Annotated in this window: 18 protein-coding genes; 14 read left to right on the forward strand and 4 right to left on the reverse strand. The window is 66.9% G+C overall.

Annotation, left to right across the window (positions count from 1 at the left end; all coding sequences use genetic code 11):
* Positions 1 to 27 precede the first annotated feature (27 nt).
* The 4 genes from AC5P8C_RS05300 to AC5P8C_RS05315 are packed head-to-tail and all read right to left on the reverse strand — an operon-like array spanning position 28 to position 4,558.
* Entirely contained in the window at positions 28 to 1,146 is a 1,119-nt protein-coding gene (locus tag AC5P8C_RS05300) for a hypothetical protein (RefSeq protein ID WP_233653546.1), read from the reverse strand.
* 32 nt (positions 1,147 to 1,178) lie between these two features.
* The gene (locus AC5P8C_RS05305; protein WP_019661728.1) at positions 1,179 to 1,739 is read right to left on the reverse strand and encodes a hypothetical protein; all 561 of its coding nucleotides are present in this window, start codon (positions 1,737 to 1,739) and stop codon (positions 1,179 to 1,181) included.
* 30 nt (positions 1,740 to 1,769) lie between these two features.
* Entirely contained in the window at positions 1,770 to 2,189 is a 420-nt protein-coding gene (locus tag AC5P8C_RS05310; protein ID WP_019337913.1) for an NUDIX hydrolase, read from the reverse strand.
* On the reverse strand, positions 2,186 to 4,558 hold the full coding sequence (locus AC5P8C_RS05315; protein ID WP_026347224.1) for a S9 family peptidase: 2,373 nt from the start codon (positions 4,556 to 4,558) through the stop codon (positions 2,186 to 2,188). The genes AC5P8C_RS05310 and AC5P8C_RS05315 overlap by 4 nt, the downstream gene beginning before the upstream one ends.
* A gap of 167 nt (positions 4,559 to 4,725) precedes the next feature.
* Here AC5P8C_RS05315 and AC5P8C_RS05320 point away from each other — a divergent pair, with 167 nt between their 5' ends.
* The 14 genes from AC5P8C_RS05320 (at position 4,726) to AC5P8C_RS05385 (ending at position 16,591) form a co-directional block, all read left to right on the forward strand.
* Positions 4,726 to 5,055 (forward strand): hypothetical protein, encoded by a 330-nt coding sequence (locus tag AC5P8C_RS05320; protein WP_010482336.1) that lies wholly within the window; start codon positions 4,726 to 4,728, stop codon positions 5,053 to 5,055.
* 37 nt (positions 5,056 to 5,092) lie between these two features.
* Positions 5,093 to 5,737, forward strand: a complete 645-nt coding sequence (locus tag AC5P8C_RS05325; protein WP_019661726.1) for an RNA polymerase sigma factor — start codon at positions 5,093 to 5,095, stop codon at positions 5,735 to 5,737.
* Complete coding sequence (locus AC5P8C_RS05330; protein WP_495218410.1) at positions 5,734 to 5,949, forward strand: hypothetical protein; 216 nt, start codon at positions 5,734 to 5,736, stop codon at positions 5,947 to 5,949. The genes AC5P8C_RS05325 and AC5P8C_RS05330 overlap by 4 nt, the downstream gene beginning before the upstream one ends.
* A 321-nt stretch (positions 5,950 to 6,270) precedes the next feature.
* On the forward strand, positions 6,271 to 7,566 hold the full coding sequence (locus AC5P8C_RS05335) for an ABC transporter permease (RefSeq protein ID WP_227852343.1): 1,296 nt from the start codon (positions 6,271 to 6,273) through the stop codon (positions 7,564 to 7,566).
* Between the two features lies 1 nt (position 7,567).
* Positions 7,568 to 8,767 carry an ABC transporter permease gene (locus tag AC5P8C_RS05340; protein WP_495218411.1) on the forward strand — a complete coding sequence of 400 codons (1,200 nt, stop codon included), beginning with the start codon at positions 7,568 to 7,570 and terminating at the stop codon, positions 8,765 to 8,767.
* A gap of 129 nt (positions 8,768 to 8,896) precedes the next feature.
* On the forward strand, positions 8,897 to 10,294 hold the full coding sequence (locus AC5P8C_RS05345; protein WP_021203503.1) for a cytochrome ubiquinol oxidase subunit I: 1,398 nt from the start codon (positions 8,897 to 8,899) through the stop codon (positions 10,292 to 10,294).
* Between the two features lies 1 nt (position 10,295).
* Entirely contained in the window at positions 10,296 to 11,309 is a 1,014-nt protein-coding gene (gene cydB / locus AC5P8C_RS05350) for a cytochrome d ubiquinol oxidase subunit II (RefSeq protein WP_495218412.1), read from the forward strand.
* A gap of 217 nt (positions 11,310 to 11,526) precedes the next feature.
* Complete coding sequence (locus AC5P8C_RS05355; protein WP_019661717.1) at positions 11,527 to 12,270, forward strand: beta-ketoacyl synthase chain length factor; 744 nt, start codon at positions 11,527 to 11,529, stop codon at positions 12,268 to 12,270.
* Positions 12,263 to 13,060 carry a lysophospholipid acyltransferase family protein gene (locus tag AC5P8C_RS05360; protein ID WP_021203501.1) on the forward strand — a complete coding sequence of 266 codons (798 nt, stop codon included), beginning with the start codon at positions 12,263 to 12,265 and terminating at the stop codon, positions 13,058 to 13,060. The genes AC5P8C_RS05355 and AC5P8C_RS05360 overlap by 8 nt, the downstream gene beginning before the upstream one ends.
* Positions 13,047 to 13,304, forward strand: a complete 258-nt coding sequence (locus AC5P8C_RS05365; protein ID WP_005411610.1) for a phosphopantetheine-binding protein — start codon at positions 13,047 to 13,049, stop codon at positions 13,302 to 13,304. The genes AC5P8C_RS05360 and AC5P8C_RS05365 overlap by 14 nt, the downstream gene beginning before the upstream one ends.
* A gap of 17 nt (positions 13,305 to 13,321) precedes the next feature.
* Positions 13,322 to 13,579 carry an acyl carrier protein gene (locus tag AC5P8C_RS05370; protein ID WP_006402206.1) on the forward strand — a complete coding sequence of 86 codons (258 nt, stop codon included), beginning with the start codon at positions 13,322 to 13,324 and terminating at the stop codon, positions 13,577 to 13,579.
* 22 nt (positions 13,580 to 13,601) lie between these two features.
* On the forward strand, positions 13,602 to 14,153 hold the full coding sequence (locus AC5P8C_RS05375) for a COG4648 family protein (RefSeq protein ID WP_026347223.1): 552 nt from the start codon (positions 13,602 to 13,604) through the stop codon (positions 14,151 to 14,153).
* Positions 14,146 to 15,831: an ApeI family dehydratase gene (locus AC5P8C_RS05380; protein ID WP_495218413.1), complete on the forward strand. Its 1,686-nt coding sequence runs from the start codon at positions 14,146 to 14,148 to the stop codon at positions 15,829 to 15,831. The genes AC5P8C_RS05375 and AC5P8C_RS05380 overlap by 8 nt, the downstream gene beginning before the upstream one ends.
* Positions 15,821 to 16,591 carry a glycosyltransferase family 2 protein gene (locus AC5P8C_RS05385; RefSeq protein WP_495218414.1) on the forward strand — a complete coding sequence of 257 codons (771 nt, stop codon included), beginning with the start codon at positions 15,821 to 15,823 and terminating at the stop codon, positions 16,589 to 16,591. Before AC5P8C_RS05380 ends, AC5P8C_RS05385 begins: the two co-directional genes overlap by 11 nt.
* Position 16,592: the final 1 nt, after the last annotated feature.

Raw genomic sequence — 16,592 nt, forward strand, 5'->3', positions numbered from 1 at the left:
TGACGATCGAACGGAAAACTCCAGGCGCTACGGCGAACCACGGCCCTCGCGCGGGGGCGTGCATTGTGCCGTGCCGGGCACCGGCTGGTAACGCTGATATCCCGTCTGCGCATCCATACCAAGCAGGTCGCCATTGCCGAGCTGACGCAGCACAAGGGTTTCGCCGTTCTGCTGCAGGTGGATCGCGCCGTCATGCAGACGGCCACGCGCGCCATCGCCGAAGTCGAGCCTGTCGATCACGCCACTGTCGGCCTGATAGCGGCCGCACGGCACCTGCTGGGCCGGGACGAGGCGCAGGTCCGCGCCGAGATCGCGCAGCGGTGCGATGCGTTCGCAGGCACTGATGCGGCCTGCATCGCAGACCACCTGCAGGGCCTGCACCGCCCACGCGGGTTCCAGCGCGATCAACTGCTGTTCGGCCACTTCGACGCAGAAGCGACCACTGCGGTGCTGCAGACACAGCTGCTGCAGACGATCGCGTGCAGCGGCCGGAAGCGGTGAATCCAGTGCGTCTTCGTCTTCCTGTTGCAGGCGTTCACCCACCCGCTGCATCGCGGTGGCCAGCGCATCACCGGTCAGCGCCTCGCAGGCCTGCGGGTCATGCTCGGGCGTGTGTTCGCGGCAGGCGGACGGGCGCTCGAAGAGGGCGGCGCCGGTGTCACCAGCGGCTGCGGCGTTGCCATCGCGCAGTTGTCGCAACAGCGCCGAGCAGCCCGCGCCAACGCCTTCGCCGCACGCGCGCTGGGCCTGGCCGGGAGAGGCCGTGGGCAGCTGCGCAATGCAGTGGCTGCCGGCGGCGCGACAGCTGCCGTCCATCGTGCTGGGCTCGACGGTGCAGGCACGGGACTGGCGCAGCGTGTAGGTCACCACCCCGTCGTCCTCGATGCGCTGGCCATCGGCACTGATCCGGATCGGCTCCGCCACGCCATCGTCGAGCATGACCAGGCGCGTCTGCGCCGCACTGCGATCAACCCACAGCGGCTGCGGCTCGCTGCCGTCAGCGTGGTGGTAGCCGCTGCTGGGGGTGGTGAACACCAGCGCCATGCCGCCATCGGCGCTGCGGTATTCGCCACACTGCAACGCGTCGGCGCCGGCTGGCAGCGCGGCGAACAGCAGCAGTGCGGGGAGAAGAGCCTGCAAGCGCATGCGACGGTCCTTGTCGTGCGGAAAAGGGGGGCTCAGTGGAAACGTGAGCGGATGTCCGGCCGCAGCAGGCGCCAGGCCAGCCAGCCCTGCAGGCCGAGGAACACAAATGACATGGCCACCACGGTCAGCGTGATCAACCAGCGTTTCAGATGGAGTTCCTGCTGCAGGAGGGCGTCGTCGGAGAGAAACGGGATGACGTCACGCATGAACACATCCAACCAGCCGGCGATCGCAAAGTTGGTCACTGCGCTCAGCAGCAGGATCACCACAAAGCTCCACAGGCCCCAGCTGCGCTCGCGCAGCAGGCCCCAGCTGGCCAGGGTCGAGGCCAGGCACAGCAGCGCGACGATCAACGACGCGGCCACCGGATGCGCCAAAAGCCAGATCAGGCTGTGCAGGTGCTGGTCTTGCACTTCCCTCTCAACCAGATGCCAGATCGGAAGGTTGTGCAGCGGCCACAGCAGTAGTCCCTGCATCACGAAGTAGACCGTGAGCAGCAGTGACAGCCAGAACGAGGCCTGTGCGATCGGGCGCACCCAGGCGTGATAGGCCGGCTGGACCAGCGAAGGAATCGGCGGGATCGACATTGACATCCGGTGTCCTTGCAATCGGTGCCCGCGCGGTCAGCGGGCCGTCACCCGGGTGGCGACCGCCGGCAGGATATGGTGTTCGCTCAAGGGTGCCAAGGGCAGGCCATGCGGCGGTTGCAGCGGGACCCAGGCCAGTTCGGCGATCTCGGCGCGCGCCTGCGGCGTGCCGTGCACCTGCACCCACCAGGCCTGTGCCTGTACGCGCTGGCCAGGCTCATTCACCGCCCAGTCCTCGAACGTGCCCAGCGCAGCCGCTGAAGCCGTACGCAACTGCACGCCCAGCTCCTCGTCCAGCTCGCGGGCCAGCGCCTGCAGAGGCGCCTCGCCGGGTTCGGGCTTGCCGCCCGGCTGGATGAAGCGGCTGGCGCCCTGCTTGCGCACCACCAGCGCCTGGCCGCGGTCATCCAGGATGACCGCGGCCACGATGTGGATCGTGGCCGCGGCGTTGCTCACTTCAGGTTCTGCTCGAACAGCTTGAGGATGCGCTTGTACTGGTCCAGCCAGGAATCGGCACGGGTGTAGCCGTGGCGTTCCAGCGGGTACGGTGCGATCGACCAGTTGTCCTTGTGCAGTTCGATCAGGCGCTGGGTCAGGTTCACCGAGTCCTGGAAGAACACGTTGTCATCCATCATGCCGTGGGCGATCAGCAGGTTGTCCTGCAGGTTCTGCGCGTACTCGATCGGTGAGGACACGCGGTACGCCTCCGGATCGATGTCCGGGGTGTTGAGGATGTTGCTGGTGTAGCCGTGGTTGTACTGGTGCCAGTCCACCACCGGGCGCAGCGCGGCGCCGGCCTTGAAGGTGCCCGGCGAGCGGAACAGCGCCATGAAGGTCATGAAGCCGCCATAGGAACCACCGTAGATGCCGGCGTGGTCGCGGTCACCCTGCTGGGTGTCGACCAGCCAGTCCAGGCCGTCCTTGTAGTCTTCCAGTTCCGGGTGGCCCATGTTGCGGTAGATCGCCGTGCGCCAGTCGCGGCCGTAGCCCTCGCTGCCGCGGTAATCCATGTCCAGCACGATGTAGCCCTTCTGCACCAGCAGGTTGTGGAACATCTGCTCGCGGAAGTAGGCCGGGTAGCGCTGGTGCACGTTCTGCAGGTAGCCGGCGCCGTGCACGAACATCACGATCGGGTACTTCTTCCCCGGCTCCTTGTTTTCGGGCTCGTAGTACTTGGCCCAGACCACGCCGGCACCGTGCTTGGACGGCACTGCAACCAGCTTCGGCTGGATCCACTGGCGTGCCTTGTAGTCGGCGGTGCGGGTGTCGGTCAGCACGCGGGCCTGGCCTGCGCCAGTGCTCGGTACCACGGCCAGCTGTGCGGGCAGGTAGGCGCCGGAGTAGCGCACCAGCAGCTTCTGGCCGTCCGGCGACAGCGAGAAATCCTCCACGCCGTTGAGGCTGGTCAGCTCGCGCACCTGGCGGCTGCCGGTGTCGACCGCGCAGACTTCGTAGTCATGCGGCGCCTGCTGGTTGCACAGGAAGTAGAAACCCTTGCCATCGGCCGACGGCACCGGCGCCGACGTTTCCCACTTGCCGCTGGTCAGCGCCTGCGGCTTGGCGGTGCCGGCCTGGGTATACAGGTGCGAGAAGCCCGATTCCTCGGACAGCAGCCACAGCGTGCGGCCATCGGCCATCCAGCCGAAATCGTTGAAGCCCCAGTTGATCCAGGCGTTGTCGGTCAGGCGGTGGCGGTTCTGCACACGGCCGTCGGCAGCGTTGACGCTGATGATCCAGCGGTCCTTGTTGTCGTTGGCACGCAGCATCACCGCGGCCTGCTGGCCATCGGCGCTCCAGCGGATGCCGCCGCCCATGAAGTCGCTCATCACCTGCACGCTGCGCTCACCCTTCAGCGCGTCCTTGCCGGCCTTGCGGCGCAGTTCGGCCAGCGGGTCGGTGCTGATGCCCGGCAGGCTGGCCAGCGAGACCTTTTCGGCCTTGCCGGTGCGCACGTCCACGTACCACAGCGTGTGCGGCTCGAAGCCATTGCGGCCGACGCGGGTGCGGGTGTCCTCGGTTTCCTCGTAACCCGATTCGGTCACATACAGCGGCATCTTGCTGGTGCGGCCGTCGTCGAAGTCCTTCGGCTTGGTCACCACGATCAGGTGGGTGAGGTCCGGCGACAGCACGCTGTCGGCGATCTCCACGTCGGCGCCCAGGTACACCGGGCCCGGCGCACGCGTCGGGTCGGCCTGGCGCCAGCGCTGGTCCTGGTCCTTCAATGCCTCGCGCTGCTCGCGGTCGCGGCGCAGGGTTTCCAGCGTGCGCAGCTGCTGGTCGCGCAGCACATCGGCCTTCGGCGGCGTACGCGGATCCTTTTCGGCCTTCAGGCTGGCCACCTGCTGCACGCCGCTGGCGGCGGTCCAGTGGAACCAGTTCTGGCCGACGCGCCAGATCACGCCATTGTCGGCGGCGAAGTTCACGTTGCCCGCGCGTTCGTTGCTGCGGGTGAGCTGGGTCAGCGCGCCACTGCGCAGGTCGCGCACGAACACATCGCCATTGCGCACGAAGGCGCTGCGGCTGCGGTTGCGATCGTAGACGGGATCGGCCACGTCCAGGGTGCCGCGCTGGTCATCGGCCACCTGCGCGGCCACGCCGCCGGTCAGCGGCTGGCGGAAGGTGTCGCGTACCGGGCTGCCGCTGCGCTTGAGCTGGTACTCCACCTGCTGGCTGTTCCACGACCACCAGGCCTTCTCGACCGGCGGACCGATCCAGTCCGGGTCGGCCATCGCCTGTTCAATGGTGATCGGCGTCGGCGCGGCATGCGCAGCCGGTGCGGCCAGCACGGCCGACAGCAGGAGGGACAGGGGCAGCACTCGGGACATGGGCGGACGGCACCAGAAGAGGAAACCGGCCAAGGGTAGCAGCCGTCCGGGCCGGGGGCAGGGGCCACAGGTCATGGCAGCGGCATTGGCAAAGTGGCGCAACCGGTTGCCGTGGTCGCGCATCCATTCTCCTGAACCCGCATCATCCACCGAACAGGAGCCCGACCATGCAGGAATTGATCCCGATCACCCTCTTCATCTGCATCGCCTACGCGATCCACGCCATTGCCGATGCCCGCGCGCGTAGCAAGCTGGTGGCCCCGCACGTGCCCGAGGAAGTGATCCGCTCGCTGGCCGTGCTGGAAGAAGAGCGCCGCCGCCAGGGCGCGCTGCGCTGGGGCATCAGCTTGGTCAGCTTGGCCGTGGCGATGGGCCTGCTGGAGGCGATCGGTGCACGCGAGCTGACCTTCGGCGCCGCCGCTGCGATGGTCGGCAGCGCCGGCCTTGGCCAGCTGCTGGCCTGGCACTTCACCCGCCCTGCCGCGCGCAAGGGCTGAGCCGGCGCATGCCACGGGCACAGGGGGCGCCCCGTAGATGAGCCTGCTCGGCGAAGCACTGGCTGCATTGCGGGGACGCCGCCGCGACGTCCCCGTCGAGCCCACGCCGGACGCGGACGACGACCGCGCCCTGGTCAGCGCCATCATCGATGGCTCGCAACCGGCCTTCGCACAGCTGGTGCAGGCCCATCAACGTACCTGCGCGCACGTGATCGGGCGCATGGTGGGCGACCGTGATCAGGTGGCCGACCTGCTGCAGGAAACCTTCCTGGCCGTGTTCCGCCAGCTGCACCGGTTCCGCTTTGAATCCTCTTTGCGTACCTGGGTTTCACGGGTGGCTTACACCACGGCGTTGCAGCACCTGCGCAGGCGACGGCTGGAGGCGCAATGGATGGTGGCGGTGGAAGTACCCGAGGAACTGGGTATTGGCGATGAAGGGCCGGGGCCGGCTGAACTGAGCGAGGCGCTGCAGGCTGGTCGCCATCTTGGCGCGGCGCTGGAACGGCTGAGTGCACCGCAGCGGCTGATCGTCGGCCTGCATTACCTGGAGGATTTCGATCTGGCCGAGATCGAGCAGGTGACCGGGCTGGCGCGCGGTACCATCAAGAGCCACCTTCACCGTGCGCGCCAGGTCCTGAAGCAGGAACTGACGCGGCATGCCGCCGCCGGAGAACTGCTGTGAATCCACCGACCGACCCTCGCGATGCGGAAAAGCGCGCGCTGGCGCAGGCGTTGCGTGAGCAGGCTCGGCAGGAAGAAGCGCCGGACGTGAGTGAGGCGCTGCAGAAGCGCATTGCCGCTGAGTCGCGCGACAGCGGCGTGGGCTATGTGGTGGTGCAGGTGCTGTTGTTTGGCGCGCTGTTGGCTGCAGCGGCCTGGTACTTCTGGGTCTAGAAGAACATTGACGCCCGCAACTGCTTTGGGACGTTTCTTCCTCCAACTTCCGATCAGATATCCAAGCGTCGGGCGTTGTCTCCACGTCGGCAGTTGGCCTTTCCCGTCAGACTCCGTCACGTCGGCCTCGTCATCAGTGGCAGTCGCTCTATCCAGGGTCCGCGAGCTACGTGTGTTTCCTGAGGAAAGTTGCAAACTCCATCCCTCCGCTTGAGTCGGAGTTTCACAATCAGAGACTCTCAACCATCAGCTTCCACGGGTATGGAGTGAGAATCACATGGACAGGTGCGCCAGTAATCCAACGCCGGATGCAGTTGGATGATGCTCTACTACATCCAGCTTTCGCTTGCCCGATTCAAGCAACGGATCGGCACTCATCTGGCAATCGCTCTCATGCTGGGTGCGGGGGTGGGGATCACCACCGTCATGCTCTCCATTGTTCTCCAGGCATCGTCGGATCCCGCACCAGGCCGGAGCTCCGCATTGTTCCGCCCGTACCTTGACGCGCGTCCAGATGCCCTGCGCAGTGGTTCCCCGGATCCGGGACAGGCACTGACCTGGCCAGATGCGAAGGCGCTTCTGGGCCAAGGTGGGACGTGGAAACAGGCAGCAATGGCAGGGGGGGCGGTGACGCTCTCCCGGCCGGGAGCCTCCAGCGCAAGGCTGCGTGCGAGGTTCGCTACGTCGGAAGTCTTCAGTGTGCTTGGCATTGCCGTTGTTCAAGGACGGGCATGGACCGCCGAGGAGGGGCATGCTGCGAGTCGAATCGTGGTGCTTTCGCGTGCGCTCGCCGCGCGTGAGTGTGCACAGGACTGTGTTGGTCATCGGTTGGAACTGGGCAGGCGCACCTATACCGTTGTGGGTGTCGCGGAGGACTGGCATCCGGTGCCGATGTTTCAGGGAGATCTCACACGCCGGCCGTTTGTGGAACCTGACGAGATCTACCTGCCGGTTGAGACCGCAATCGCAGACAGGCTGACTGTTGTGGACGGGACGGCGATCTGGGGGGGGGACCAGGACACGGATCCTGCAGGGGCCAACGTGTCATGGCTTCAATTGTGGGCGTGGCTGCCCACTGCGGATGATGTCGCCGCTTACCGTGCGAATCTGAATGCCTATGCACAGGCAAAGGGTCTTCGGATCGAACCAGGCACCCAGCAGGTGGCACTCTGGCCTTTGAAGGATTGGCTGGACAGGCTGGGATTGGTTCCAGAGCGGGCCAGGATGCAGCTTCGGCTGTCACTGATCCTTCTCGGTGTGTGCATCGTCAACGCGGCGGCGCTGCTCAGCTTCAGTCTGGGGCGCCGTCGGCGGGAGCTCGCGATACGACGTGCACTGGGCGCGCGACGCCGGGACGTGTTCATCCAGCTCATGTGGGAATCCATCGCGGCGGGAGCCGCAAGCAGTGCGCTCGCTGTCGTCACCTATATGCTGGGAATCCGGGTGGTTGCTGCGGGAGACGTTCTGCCCAGCGCGATAACCGCGATGCATGCTGGGGCATTGCTGATGGCCGCTGGCCTGGGAGTCGTCACGACGTTGCTCTGTTCATTGGTCCCGTCGTTTGAAATCTGCAGGGTCAGCTCCCTGTCGAATGCCTTTGCGAAGGGGGCTGCCTGAAATGTTCGAATCGATGAGGGAGATCCGACGGCATTTGGGAAGCGCCGCACTGCTTGCAGTGCAGGCAGCGCTTGCAAGCCTGGCATGTGCGTTCGCACTGCAATCCGCGCTGGACAGCTTCGCCAGATTGAACACCGGGAGCATCCGGGAGGCAGCATCGATTGGTGTGGTCAGGGTATCCGATGTCGAAGAAGGCGCGGATGCAGCAGTGCAGCGGGCAGACCTGTCCGCGATCCGGCTGCCCGGTGTTCAGGACACGGTTGTGAGCGACTCTGTTCCGTTCGGAGGAAGAGCCCATCGATACGGCGTATGCACCAGTGAGTCGGCCATGGTGTATTCGATGAATGCGGGTACGACAGACGTTGCCGGATGTGATCGCATTCCCGTGGTAACTGCAAGCTCTGGTCTGCTGGCGATGCTGGGCGCGGGAATCGTCCTGGGGCGGGACGCCACGGAGGACGACATGGTTGAAGGCACTCCGGTGGTGCTGATCAGTGAATCGCTGGCTGCCCGACTGTTCGGAACGGAGAGTGCTGTTGGCCGCCACCTGTATTTCGGCCCCGGCAGCAGCCGGGTCATCATGGGCGTATTTGCCTCTGTTGCTGGACCGGCACCAGGAGGTAATGAGCGGGACTCGCAGTGGGCGCTGCTTCCGGGCCTCCCCATGGGCGCCAGTCGCTACTATCTGGCGAAGTGGAGGTCGGAGGTTGATCGTTCATCGCTTGATCGTACTGTCGATGCGCTGCAGCGGCCTTATCGGATCGTGACTCCGGCCGATGTCGAGGCCCTGGCGGGATATCGCGATGCCTACGTCAAAGCTGATCGCTTTGCTACGACCGTGCTCGCGGTCATGACGGCCGTTGTTCTCGGTGTGCTGATGGCCGGCGTTTCCGGAGTTGTAGGCGCGTGGCTTGACCGGCGCCGGTACTCCATCGGGGTTCGACGGACATTGGGTGCTCGCAGGTCCGTGATCTTCGCCGAAATCATGTTCGAGGTTTCACTGTTCACCACGCTGGGCGCCCTGCTCGGCGCGTTGTCGTTGCAGTGGGTAGGGGCGCCGCAGGACGGCATCACAGGTTCACCGTGGTTCTCGATATCGAGCGCTGTCGTGCTAGTGATGGCGGCCTGCTTGACTGCACTTGTACCCCGCGCCCTGCGAATCGCCAAGGAGCCGCCCTTGGCCTTGCTGAAGCCCCTGTAGCCCATTCATCCTGTCACCCAGCTCCCCCTGCGACAAAGTGAAGCAGCGCGTCACCCGGTCGCATCCCACCTTAACGAAATCCTCCTAAAGTGGTCCGGTATCCCACCGGTCACAGGCAGGAGGCGTCCCTTGGACGCGTTGTTGTTGTCCCGGATCCAGTTCGGATTCGTCATCAGTTTCCACGTGCTGTTCCCCGCCTTCACCATCGGTACGGCCAGCTGGCTGGCCTTCATCGAATGGCGCTGGCTGCGCACGAAGTTGCCCGTGTGGCGCGAGCTGTATTTCTTCTGGCAGAAGATCTTCGCGGTGTCGTTCGGCATGGGCGTGGTCAGCGGCATCGTCATGGCCTTCCAGTTCGGCACCAACTGGCCACGGCTGAGCGAGGTGGCCGGCACGGTCATCGGCCCGCTGCTGACCTACGAAGTGCTGACCGCGTTCTTCCTGGAAGCCAGCTTCCTCGGCGTGATGATGTTCGGCTGGGGCCGGGTTTCGCCGCGCCTGCATTTCCTGTCCACCTGCATGGTGGCGCTGGGCACGCTGTTCTCCACGTTCTGGATCCTGTCGTCCAACAGCTGGCTGCATACGCCGGCCGGCTACGAGATGGTCAACGGCATCGTGCATCCGGTGGACTGGTGGCAGGTGGTGTTCAACCCCTCGTTCCCCTATCGCCTGGCGCACATGGCGCTGGGGTCGTTCATCACCACCTGTTTCGTGATCGGTGGTGTCGGTGCGTGGTACCTGCGCAAGGGCACGCATGTGGAAGCGGGCCGGCGCATGCTGGTGGCAGCGGTGGCGTTCGCGGCACTGACCGTGCCGGTGCAGATTTTCGTCGGCGACATGCATGGCCTGAACACGCTCAAGCACCAGCCGATGAAGATAGCGGCGATGGAAGCGCACTGGCATGAAACCAAGGAGGGCGAGGGCGTACCGCTGGTGGTGTTCGCGCTGCCGAACGAGAAGGAAGAGCGCAATGATTTCGAAGTTGCCATCCCGAAGCTGGGCAGCGTGATCCTCACCCACAGCCTGGACGGCACCTTCGACCCGCTCACTTCGGTACCGTCCAGCGAGCGGCCGCCGGTGACGCCGGTGTTCTTCGCCTTCCGGATCATGGTCGGGCTGGGCACGCTGATGCTGCTGCTGGCCTGGGTGTCGGCGTTCCAGTTGTGGCGCAGGAAGCTGCTGGATTCGCCGTGGCTGCTGCGCGGCTGGAACTGGATGCTGCCCAGCGGCTTCATCGCGCTGCTGTCCGGGTGGTTCGTCACCGAGATGGGCCGCCAGCCGTGGGTGGTGTATGGCGTGCTGCGCACCGCTGATGCGGTCGGCCCGCAGAGCGCGTGGATGACCGCGCTGTCGCTGGCGGTCTACGTCGTTGGCTACGCCTTCGTGTTCGGCTGGGGCATCTGGTACCTGGTGAAGATCCTGCGCCACGGACCGCGTCCGCACGATGATGGGCCATCGCTGGACCACGGCAGCCACACCCCGGCACGCCCGCTGTCGGCGGCCGACGAACCGCTGGAGGAGCGCTGACATGGATCTGATGACCTGGCTGCCGGTGGCGTGGTTTGCGGTGATCGGCTTCGGCGTGCTGATGTACGTGGTGCTGGATGGCTTCGTGCTCGGCATCGGCATCCTGGCCCCGTTCGCCGAGGACGAGGAGCAGCTGGACCTGATGATGAACACCGCCGCGCCGATCTGGGACGGCAACGAGACCTGGCTGGTACTGGGCGGCGCCGGGCTGCTGGCGGCGTTCCCGAAGGCCTATGCGGTGCTGTTGTCGGCGCTGTACCTGCCGGTGCTGTTGCTGGTGGTGGCGCTGGTGTTCCGCGGCGTGGCCTTCGAGTTCCGCTTCAAGGCGCATCGATCGCGCCGGCTGTGGAGCGTGGCGTTCGGCCTCGGTTCGCTGCTGGCGACCTTTGCCCAGGGCGTGATCCTCGGCACCCTGGTGCAGGGCATCCCGCTGGTGGACGGCGTCTACCAGGGCGGCGCATTCACCTGGTTCAGCCCGTTCGCGATGCTGACCGGTGCTGCGTTGGTGGCTGGCTATGCGTTGTTGGGCAGCACCTGGCTGATCCTGAAGACCGAAGGGCGCGTGCAGGCGCTGGCGCGGCAGCTGACCCGGCCGCTGGTGGTGGCGGTGATCGCGGCGATGGGCCTGGTCAGCAGCTGGCTGCCGTTCCTCGATTCGCGGTTGATGGATCGCTGGTTCAGCGACGGCAACTTCTGGTGGCTGTCGCCGGTGCCTTTGCTGACCCTGGCGGTGGCTGCCGCGCTGTGGCGCAGCGCGACCCATCCGCGCCGCGACCTGCCGCCTTTCCTGCTCAGCCTGGCCCTGTTCGTGCTCGGCTTCCTCGGCCTGGTGCTGGGCATGTGGCCCTACCTGCTGCCGCCGTCGATGACCCTGTGGCAGGCCGCCGCGCCGGCCTCCTCGCTGGGCTTCAGCCTGGTCGGCCTGGTCATTCTGCTGCCGGTCATCCTCGGCTATACGGCGTGGTCGTACCGGGTGTTCCGCGGCAAAGTGCGCGCCGATAGCGGTTACCACTGATCGATTGAAGCGGGGCCCGCCGGTGCCGGGCCCCCTGTTGTGGAATGTGAAATCTGCACACCCCGGGCGGGACGTGCTAGCGTGCGCTCCTTTCCGGCAGCCAGGGGGGCAGCCGGCGACGTCCTGGACGGACGCACGGCTGCGGGAACGGGGGGCCGCCGCGCGTCGCGCCGTAATGGCTCGTGCCTATCGTTCTCCCGTTGAAGCACCTTCGCTAATGATCGAATTCTCCATCGTCGACTGGGCTGCCTGGGCGCCCGGCCTGAGCGAGCGTAGCCAGTGGCTGGGCTGGGCCGATGCGCCGTATCCGCCGGTTGGCGAAGACACGCCGCCGCTCGCCGAAATCCCGGCAATGCAGCGCCGTCGAATCGAGCGGCTGGGCCGGATGGCGATCCAGGCTGCCTGCTGGTGCGAGGACGGGCAGGGCGCTGACAGCCAGGTGCCGCTGGTGTTCGCCAGCCGCCACGGCGACGTGGCCCGTTCGATGGAGCTGCTGGGGGCGCTCGCCAGCGATCAGCCCCTGTCACCGACGGGGTTCGGCCTGTCGGTGCACAACGCGATCGCTGCGTTGTACTCGATCGCGCGCGGTCACCGCGGCAACTACCTGGCGCTGGCCGCCGGCCAGGCCACGGTCGAGACCGCCTGCCTGGAAGCGGCCGGTCTGCTCGCCGATGGCGCCCGCGAAGTGCGGGTGGTGGTCTATGAGTCGCCGCTTCCTGAAATTTACGCGACGTTTGCCGACGAACCTGACCCGTTCTTTGCCTGGTGCTGGCGTTTGACGGCGCCGATGCCGGGCCAGCCGATCCTCTCCCTGCAGTGGGAGGCGGCGCCGGAGGCCACTGCCACCGCCCCGGGCACGCTGCCGCACGCGCTGGACCTGCACCGCTTTCTGCTGTCCGGCGCGCCGGCGCTGGAGCACGTGGCTCAGGGCCAGCGTTGGCGCTGGGGGCGCCGTGGCTGAGGCGCTGCGCCGTCTCGATCATGCTTGGCGGGTGCTCGGCACCGGCCTGAGCTTTGCCGCATTCGGCTTGGGCGGGCTGCTGCTCGGCGTTCTGGTGATGCCGGTGCTGCTGCTGATGCGTGATCCGGTGGCGCGGCGCCGCCGTGCCCGGCGCGTGGTCCAGGTCGCGTTCGCCAGCCATCTGCGGCTGATGCGCGGGCTGGGGGTGATGACCTACGAGATCGAGGGCGGCGAACGCCTGCAGCGCGACGGCCTGCTGGTGCTGGCCAACCACCCGACCCTGATCGACGTGGTCTGCCTGATCTCGCTGCTTCCCAACGCCGACTGCGTGGTCAAGCGGGCGGTGGCCTGCAACCCGTTCATGCGCGGCCCGGTGCGGGCTGCCGGCTACATCTCCAATGACGATGGCGCCGGCCTGGTCGATGACTGTGTGGCCGCAGTGCGCGCTGGAGGCACCCTGGTCATCTTCCCGGAAGGCACCCGCAGCGTGCCGGGGCAGCCACCGCGGCTGCAGCGCGGGGCCGCCAACATCGCCGTACGGGGCCGCATCGACGTCACCCCGGTGCGGATCACCTGCAGCCCGCCAACGCTGACCAAGGGGCAGAAGTGGTATCGTGTCCCCTCACGTCGCTTTCACGTTCGGCTGCAGATCGGCGAAGATATCCCGATCGCGCCATTTCTGGCCGAAGACGACTCGCCAAGGGGGGATGCCTTGGCGGCCCGTCGCGTCACCGAGCACCTTTCTCGTTATTTCGACCTGTCTGGAGATCCGAACCGTGCAAGCACTTGAGCACGAGATCAAGGAATTGATCATTTCCTCCCTTTCGCTGGAGGACATCACGCCGGAGGACATCGATCCGACCGCGCCGCTGTTCGTCGAGGGCCTCGGCCTGGATTCGATCGACGCGCTGGAGCTGGGACTGGCGCTGCAGAAGAAGTACGGTGTCAGCCTCTCGGCCGATTCGGAAGAAACCCGTCGCCATTTCTCCAGCGTGCGCGCGCTCGGCGAGTTCGTCGCCGCCCGCCAGTCGTAACGGCGCCAGGAATTGCCATGACCAAGAATGAACTGTTCGAACGCATCGTCAGCATCCTGACCGACAGCTTCGAGATCGAAACGGCCCGGATCACCCCGGAAGCCCGCCTGTACGACGACCTGGACATCGACAGCATCGATGCGGTGGACCTGATCGTGCAGCTCAAGCCGCTGCTCGGCCGCAACCTGCAGCCGGAAGCGTTCAAGGCCGTGCGTACCGTGCAGGACATCGTCGATGTGGTGCACAGGCTGCTGCCGGACCAGGCAGCCGCCTGACCGCAGCGCCGACGGCTCCACCATGGCACGCGCACGCACGGTCGTGGTGGCTGCGATCTCGCTGGCCTACCCGGTACTGGTGTACCTGGCGATGGGTCGTTTCGAGCCACGCTGGCTGTCGCTGCTGCTGTTCACCCTGGCCCTGCTGCGCGCGCTGAGTTCGCGCCAGCCGCTGTGGTGGGCCGCAGCGGCGGGCACCGGCCTGCTGGCGGTACTGGCTACCGTGCTCAACCAGGCCCTGCCACTGAAGCTGTACCCGGCGCTGGTCAATGCGGTGATGCTGGCAGTGTTCGGCACCAGCCTGCGCTTCGGGCCACCGCTGGTGGAGCGCCTGGCGCGGCTGCAGGAGCCGGACCTGCCCCCGTTCGCGGTGGCCTATACCCGACGCGTCACCCAGGTGTGGTGCGGGTTTTTCGTTCTCAACGGCAGCCTGGCCCTGCTGACCGCGCTGTACGCGTCGGACCGGGCCTGGATGCTCTACAACGGATTGTTGGCGTACGTCATGATGGGCGTGTTGTTCGCAGGGGAGTGGCTGGTGCGGCGGCGGGTGAAGGCGGCGCACGCGCATGGCTGAGTGGATTCCCCTTGACAGGCTGCTGCTGGAGGCGCGGCCGCAGCGCAATGTTGGCGTCTGCGATGGCGAGGTGATCGACCACGCCCGCTTCCGCCAGCGCGTGCTGGGCTGGCGCGCCGCATTTGCGACGGCCGAAGGGCGTGACTGGGCCCTGTATTTCGATGATGCGGTGGCCTTTGCCGCGGCGTTGTTCGGTGCCTGGCATGCCGGCAAGCGGGTGTTCCTGGCCGCCGACAACCTGCCGGCCACGTTGCAGGCGCTGCAACCGCAGGTGAGCGGTTTCGCAGGCGACGTGTCGGCCGACTATCGCCCGCTGGCGGCGCTGGACGCCACGCTGGACGACGGGCTGCAGGCGCTGGACGAGCGCGCCTGCGAGCTGTGCGTGTTCACCTCCGGCAGCACCGGCCAGCCGAGTGCGATCGGCAAGCGGCTGGACCAGCTGGCGCGCGAGGTGGATGCGCTGCAGGCTGCGTTCGGCGCACAGATGGAGGGCGTGCAGGTGCATGGCACGGTATCCCACCAGCACATCTACGGCCTGCTGTTCCGCGTGCTGTGGCCGTTGGCCGCCGGCCGCCTGATCCATCCACGCCGGTTCTTCCATGAAGACCTGGTGGGTGCGCTGGCCGGTACCGACACGGTGCTGGTGGCGACGCCAGCCCACCTCAAGCGCCTGCCCGAGCAGCTGGACTGGGCCAGCCTGCATGGCCGCCTGCGCGCGGTGTTCTCCTCCGGCGGCCCGCTGCCGGAAGAAGCCGCACGCCAGGTGCGGCAGTGGCTGGGTGTGGCGCCGACCGAGGTTTACGGCAGCAGCGAAACCGGTGGCATCGCCTGGCGCCGCTGGGACACCGACCTGCCACCGTGGCAACCGTTGCCGGGCGTGCAGTGGCGCATCGAGGATGGCTGCCTGGCCGTCGCCTCGGCGCATCTGGAAACCCTCGACTGGTGGCGTACCCAGGACCGCGTGGAAGCGTTGGCCGATGGCCGGTTCCGCCTGCTGGGCCGGGCCGATCGCATCGTCAAGATCGAAGAACGCCGCGTCTCGCTGGATGCACTGGAGCGCGCGCTGCGCGAAGACGCCGAAGTGGACGACGCGCGCGTGCTGGTCCTGCCCGGCCAGCGCGAGCAGCTGGCGGCCGTGGTGGTACCGGCTGACCGGGCGCTGCTGGCGGGTGGTGACACCGCGCGCCGCGCCCTGGGCCAGCGCCTTGGCGCGCGCCTGGCGCACGCGCATGACGCAGTGACCCGGCCGCGCCGTTGGCGCCTGGTGCAGGCGCTGCCGATCAATGCGCAGGGCAAGGTAACCCAGGCGGCGCTGGCAGCGCTGTTCCAGCCACTGATGCCGGTGCCGGTCTGGGACCGCCGCGACGCCGCCAGCGCCACCCTGCGCATGACCCTGGACCCGACGCTGCGGCCGTTCCAGGGCCACTTCCCCCAGGCAGCGATCCTGCCCGGCGTGGCGCAGCTGGATTGGGCGGTGCGTTTCGGCCGCCAGGTGTTCGCAATGCCGGCAGCGTTTCTGCGCATGGATGCGGTGAAATTCCAGCACGTGGCCCGCCCCGGCGATGAGCTGACCCTGCAGCTGGACTGGGATGCCGCACGCAGCGCGCTGGCCTTCCGTTACACCTCCAGCCATGGTGTGCATGCCAGCGGCAAAGTGGTCTTCGCCGATGCGGACTGATCCGGCCGTTGCCGGTGCCGCATTCGCGCCACTGGTGGTGATTCCCGTCTACGACCACGAGCACGCCATCGCGGCGGTGCTCGACGGCGTGCAGGCCGCGGGACTGCCCTGCCTGCTGGTCGACGATGGTTCGCACGATGGGTGCGCGGCGGTGCTGCGCGCGCTGGCACAACGCCAGGGTGTCGACCTGCTGCGCCTGGACGTGAACCAGGGCAAGGGCGGGGCAATGCTGGCCGGTTTCGCCGAGGCCGGCGCGCGAGGCTACAGCCACGTGCTGCAGATCGATGCCGACGGCCAGCATGATACGGCTGACCTGCCACGCTTCATCGAAGCCGCGCGCCTGCACCCGGGTGCAGTGATCTGTGGCATTCCGGCCTACGACGCCAGTGTTCCCAAGGCGCGCCTGTACGGTCGCTACGCCACCCACATCTGGGTCTGGATCAACACGCTGTCGCTGCACCTGCGCGACACCATGTGCGGCTTACGCGTGTATCCACTGCCGCCGGTGCTGCGCGTGATCGGTGAAGAGACCATCGGCCGGCGCATGGATTTCGATACCGAAATAATGGTGCGCCTGTACTGGCGCGGGCTGCCGGTCGAGCACCTGGCCACGCGCGTGACCTATCCTGCCGATGGCGTGTCGCACTTCGATGTGTGGCGCGACAACGTGCGCATCAGCCGCATGCATACCCGTCTGTTCTTCGGCATGCTCTGGCGCGCGCCGCGCCTGCTGTGGCGCCGCCTGCGGGGGCAGCGCTGAG

Source organism: Stenotrophomonas sp. YJH_SMC_46 (assembly GCF_059370315.1).

Coding starts and splice junctions, on each gene's coding strand:
- AC5P8C_RS05300 (WP_233653546.1), bottom strand. CDS start 1,146: ATGCGCTTGCAGGCTCTTCTCCCCGCACTGCTGCTGTTCGCCGCGCTG.
- AC5P8C_RS05305 (WP_019661728.1), bottom strand. CDS start 1,739: ATGTCAATGTCGATCCCGCCGATTCCTTCGCTGGTCCAGCCGGCCTAT.
- AC5P8C_RS05315 (WP_026347224.1), bottom strand. CDS start 4,558: ATGTCCCGAGTGCTGCCCCTGTCCCTCCTGCTGTCGGCCGTGCTGGCC.
- AC5P8C_RS05320 (WP_010482336.1), top strand. CDS start 4,726: ATGCAGGAATTGATCCCGATCACCCTCTTCATCTGCATCGCCTACGCG.
- AC5P8C_RS05325 (WP_019661726.1), top strand. CDS start 5,093: ATGAGCCTGCTCGGCGAAGCACTGGCTGCATTGCGGGGACGCCGCCGC.
- AC5P8C_RS05335 (WP_227852343.1), top strand. CDS start 6,271: ATGCTCTACTACATCCAGCTTTCGCTTGCCCGATTCAAGCAACGGATC.
- AC5P8C_RS05340 (WP_495218411.1), top strand. CDS start 7,568: ATGTTCGAATCGATGAGGGAGATCCGACGGCATTTGGGAAGCGCCGCA.
- cydB (WP_495218412.1), top strand. CDS start 10,296: ATGGATCTGATGACCTGGCTGCCGGTGGCGTGGTTTGCGGTGATCGGC.
- AC5P8C_RS05355 (WP_019661717.1), top strand. CDS start 11,527: ATGATCGAATTCTCCATCGTCGACTGGGCTGCCTGGGCGCCCGGCCTG.
- AC5P8C_RS05370 (WP_006402206.1), top strand. CDS start 13,322: ATGACCAAGAATGAACTGTTCGAACGCATCGTCAGCATCCTGACCGAC.
- AC5P8C_RS05375 (WP_026347223.1), top strand. CDS start 13,602: ATGGCACGCGCACGCACGGTCGTGGTGGCTGCGATCTCGCTGGCCTAC.
- AC5P8C_RS05380 (WP_495218413.1), top strand. CDS start 14,146: ATGGCTGAGTGGATTCCCCTTGACAGGCTGCTGCTGGAGGCGCGGCCG.
- AC5P8C_RS05385 (WP_495218414.1), top strand. CDS start 15,821: ATGCGGACTGATCCGGCCGTTGCCGGTGCCGCATTCGCGCCACTGGTG.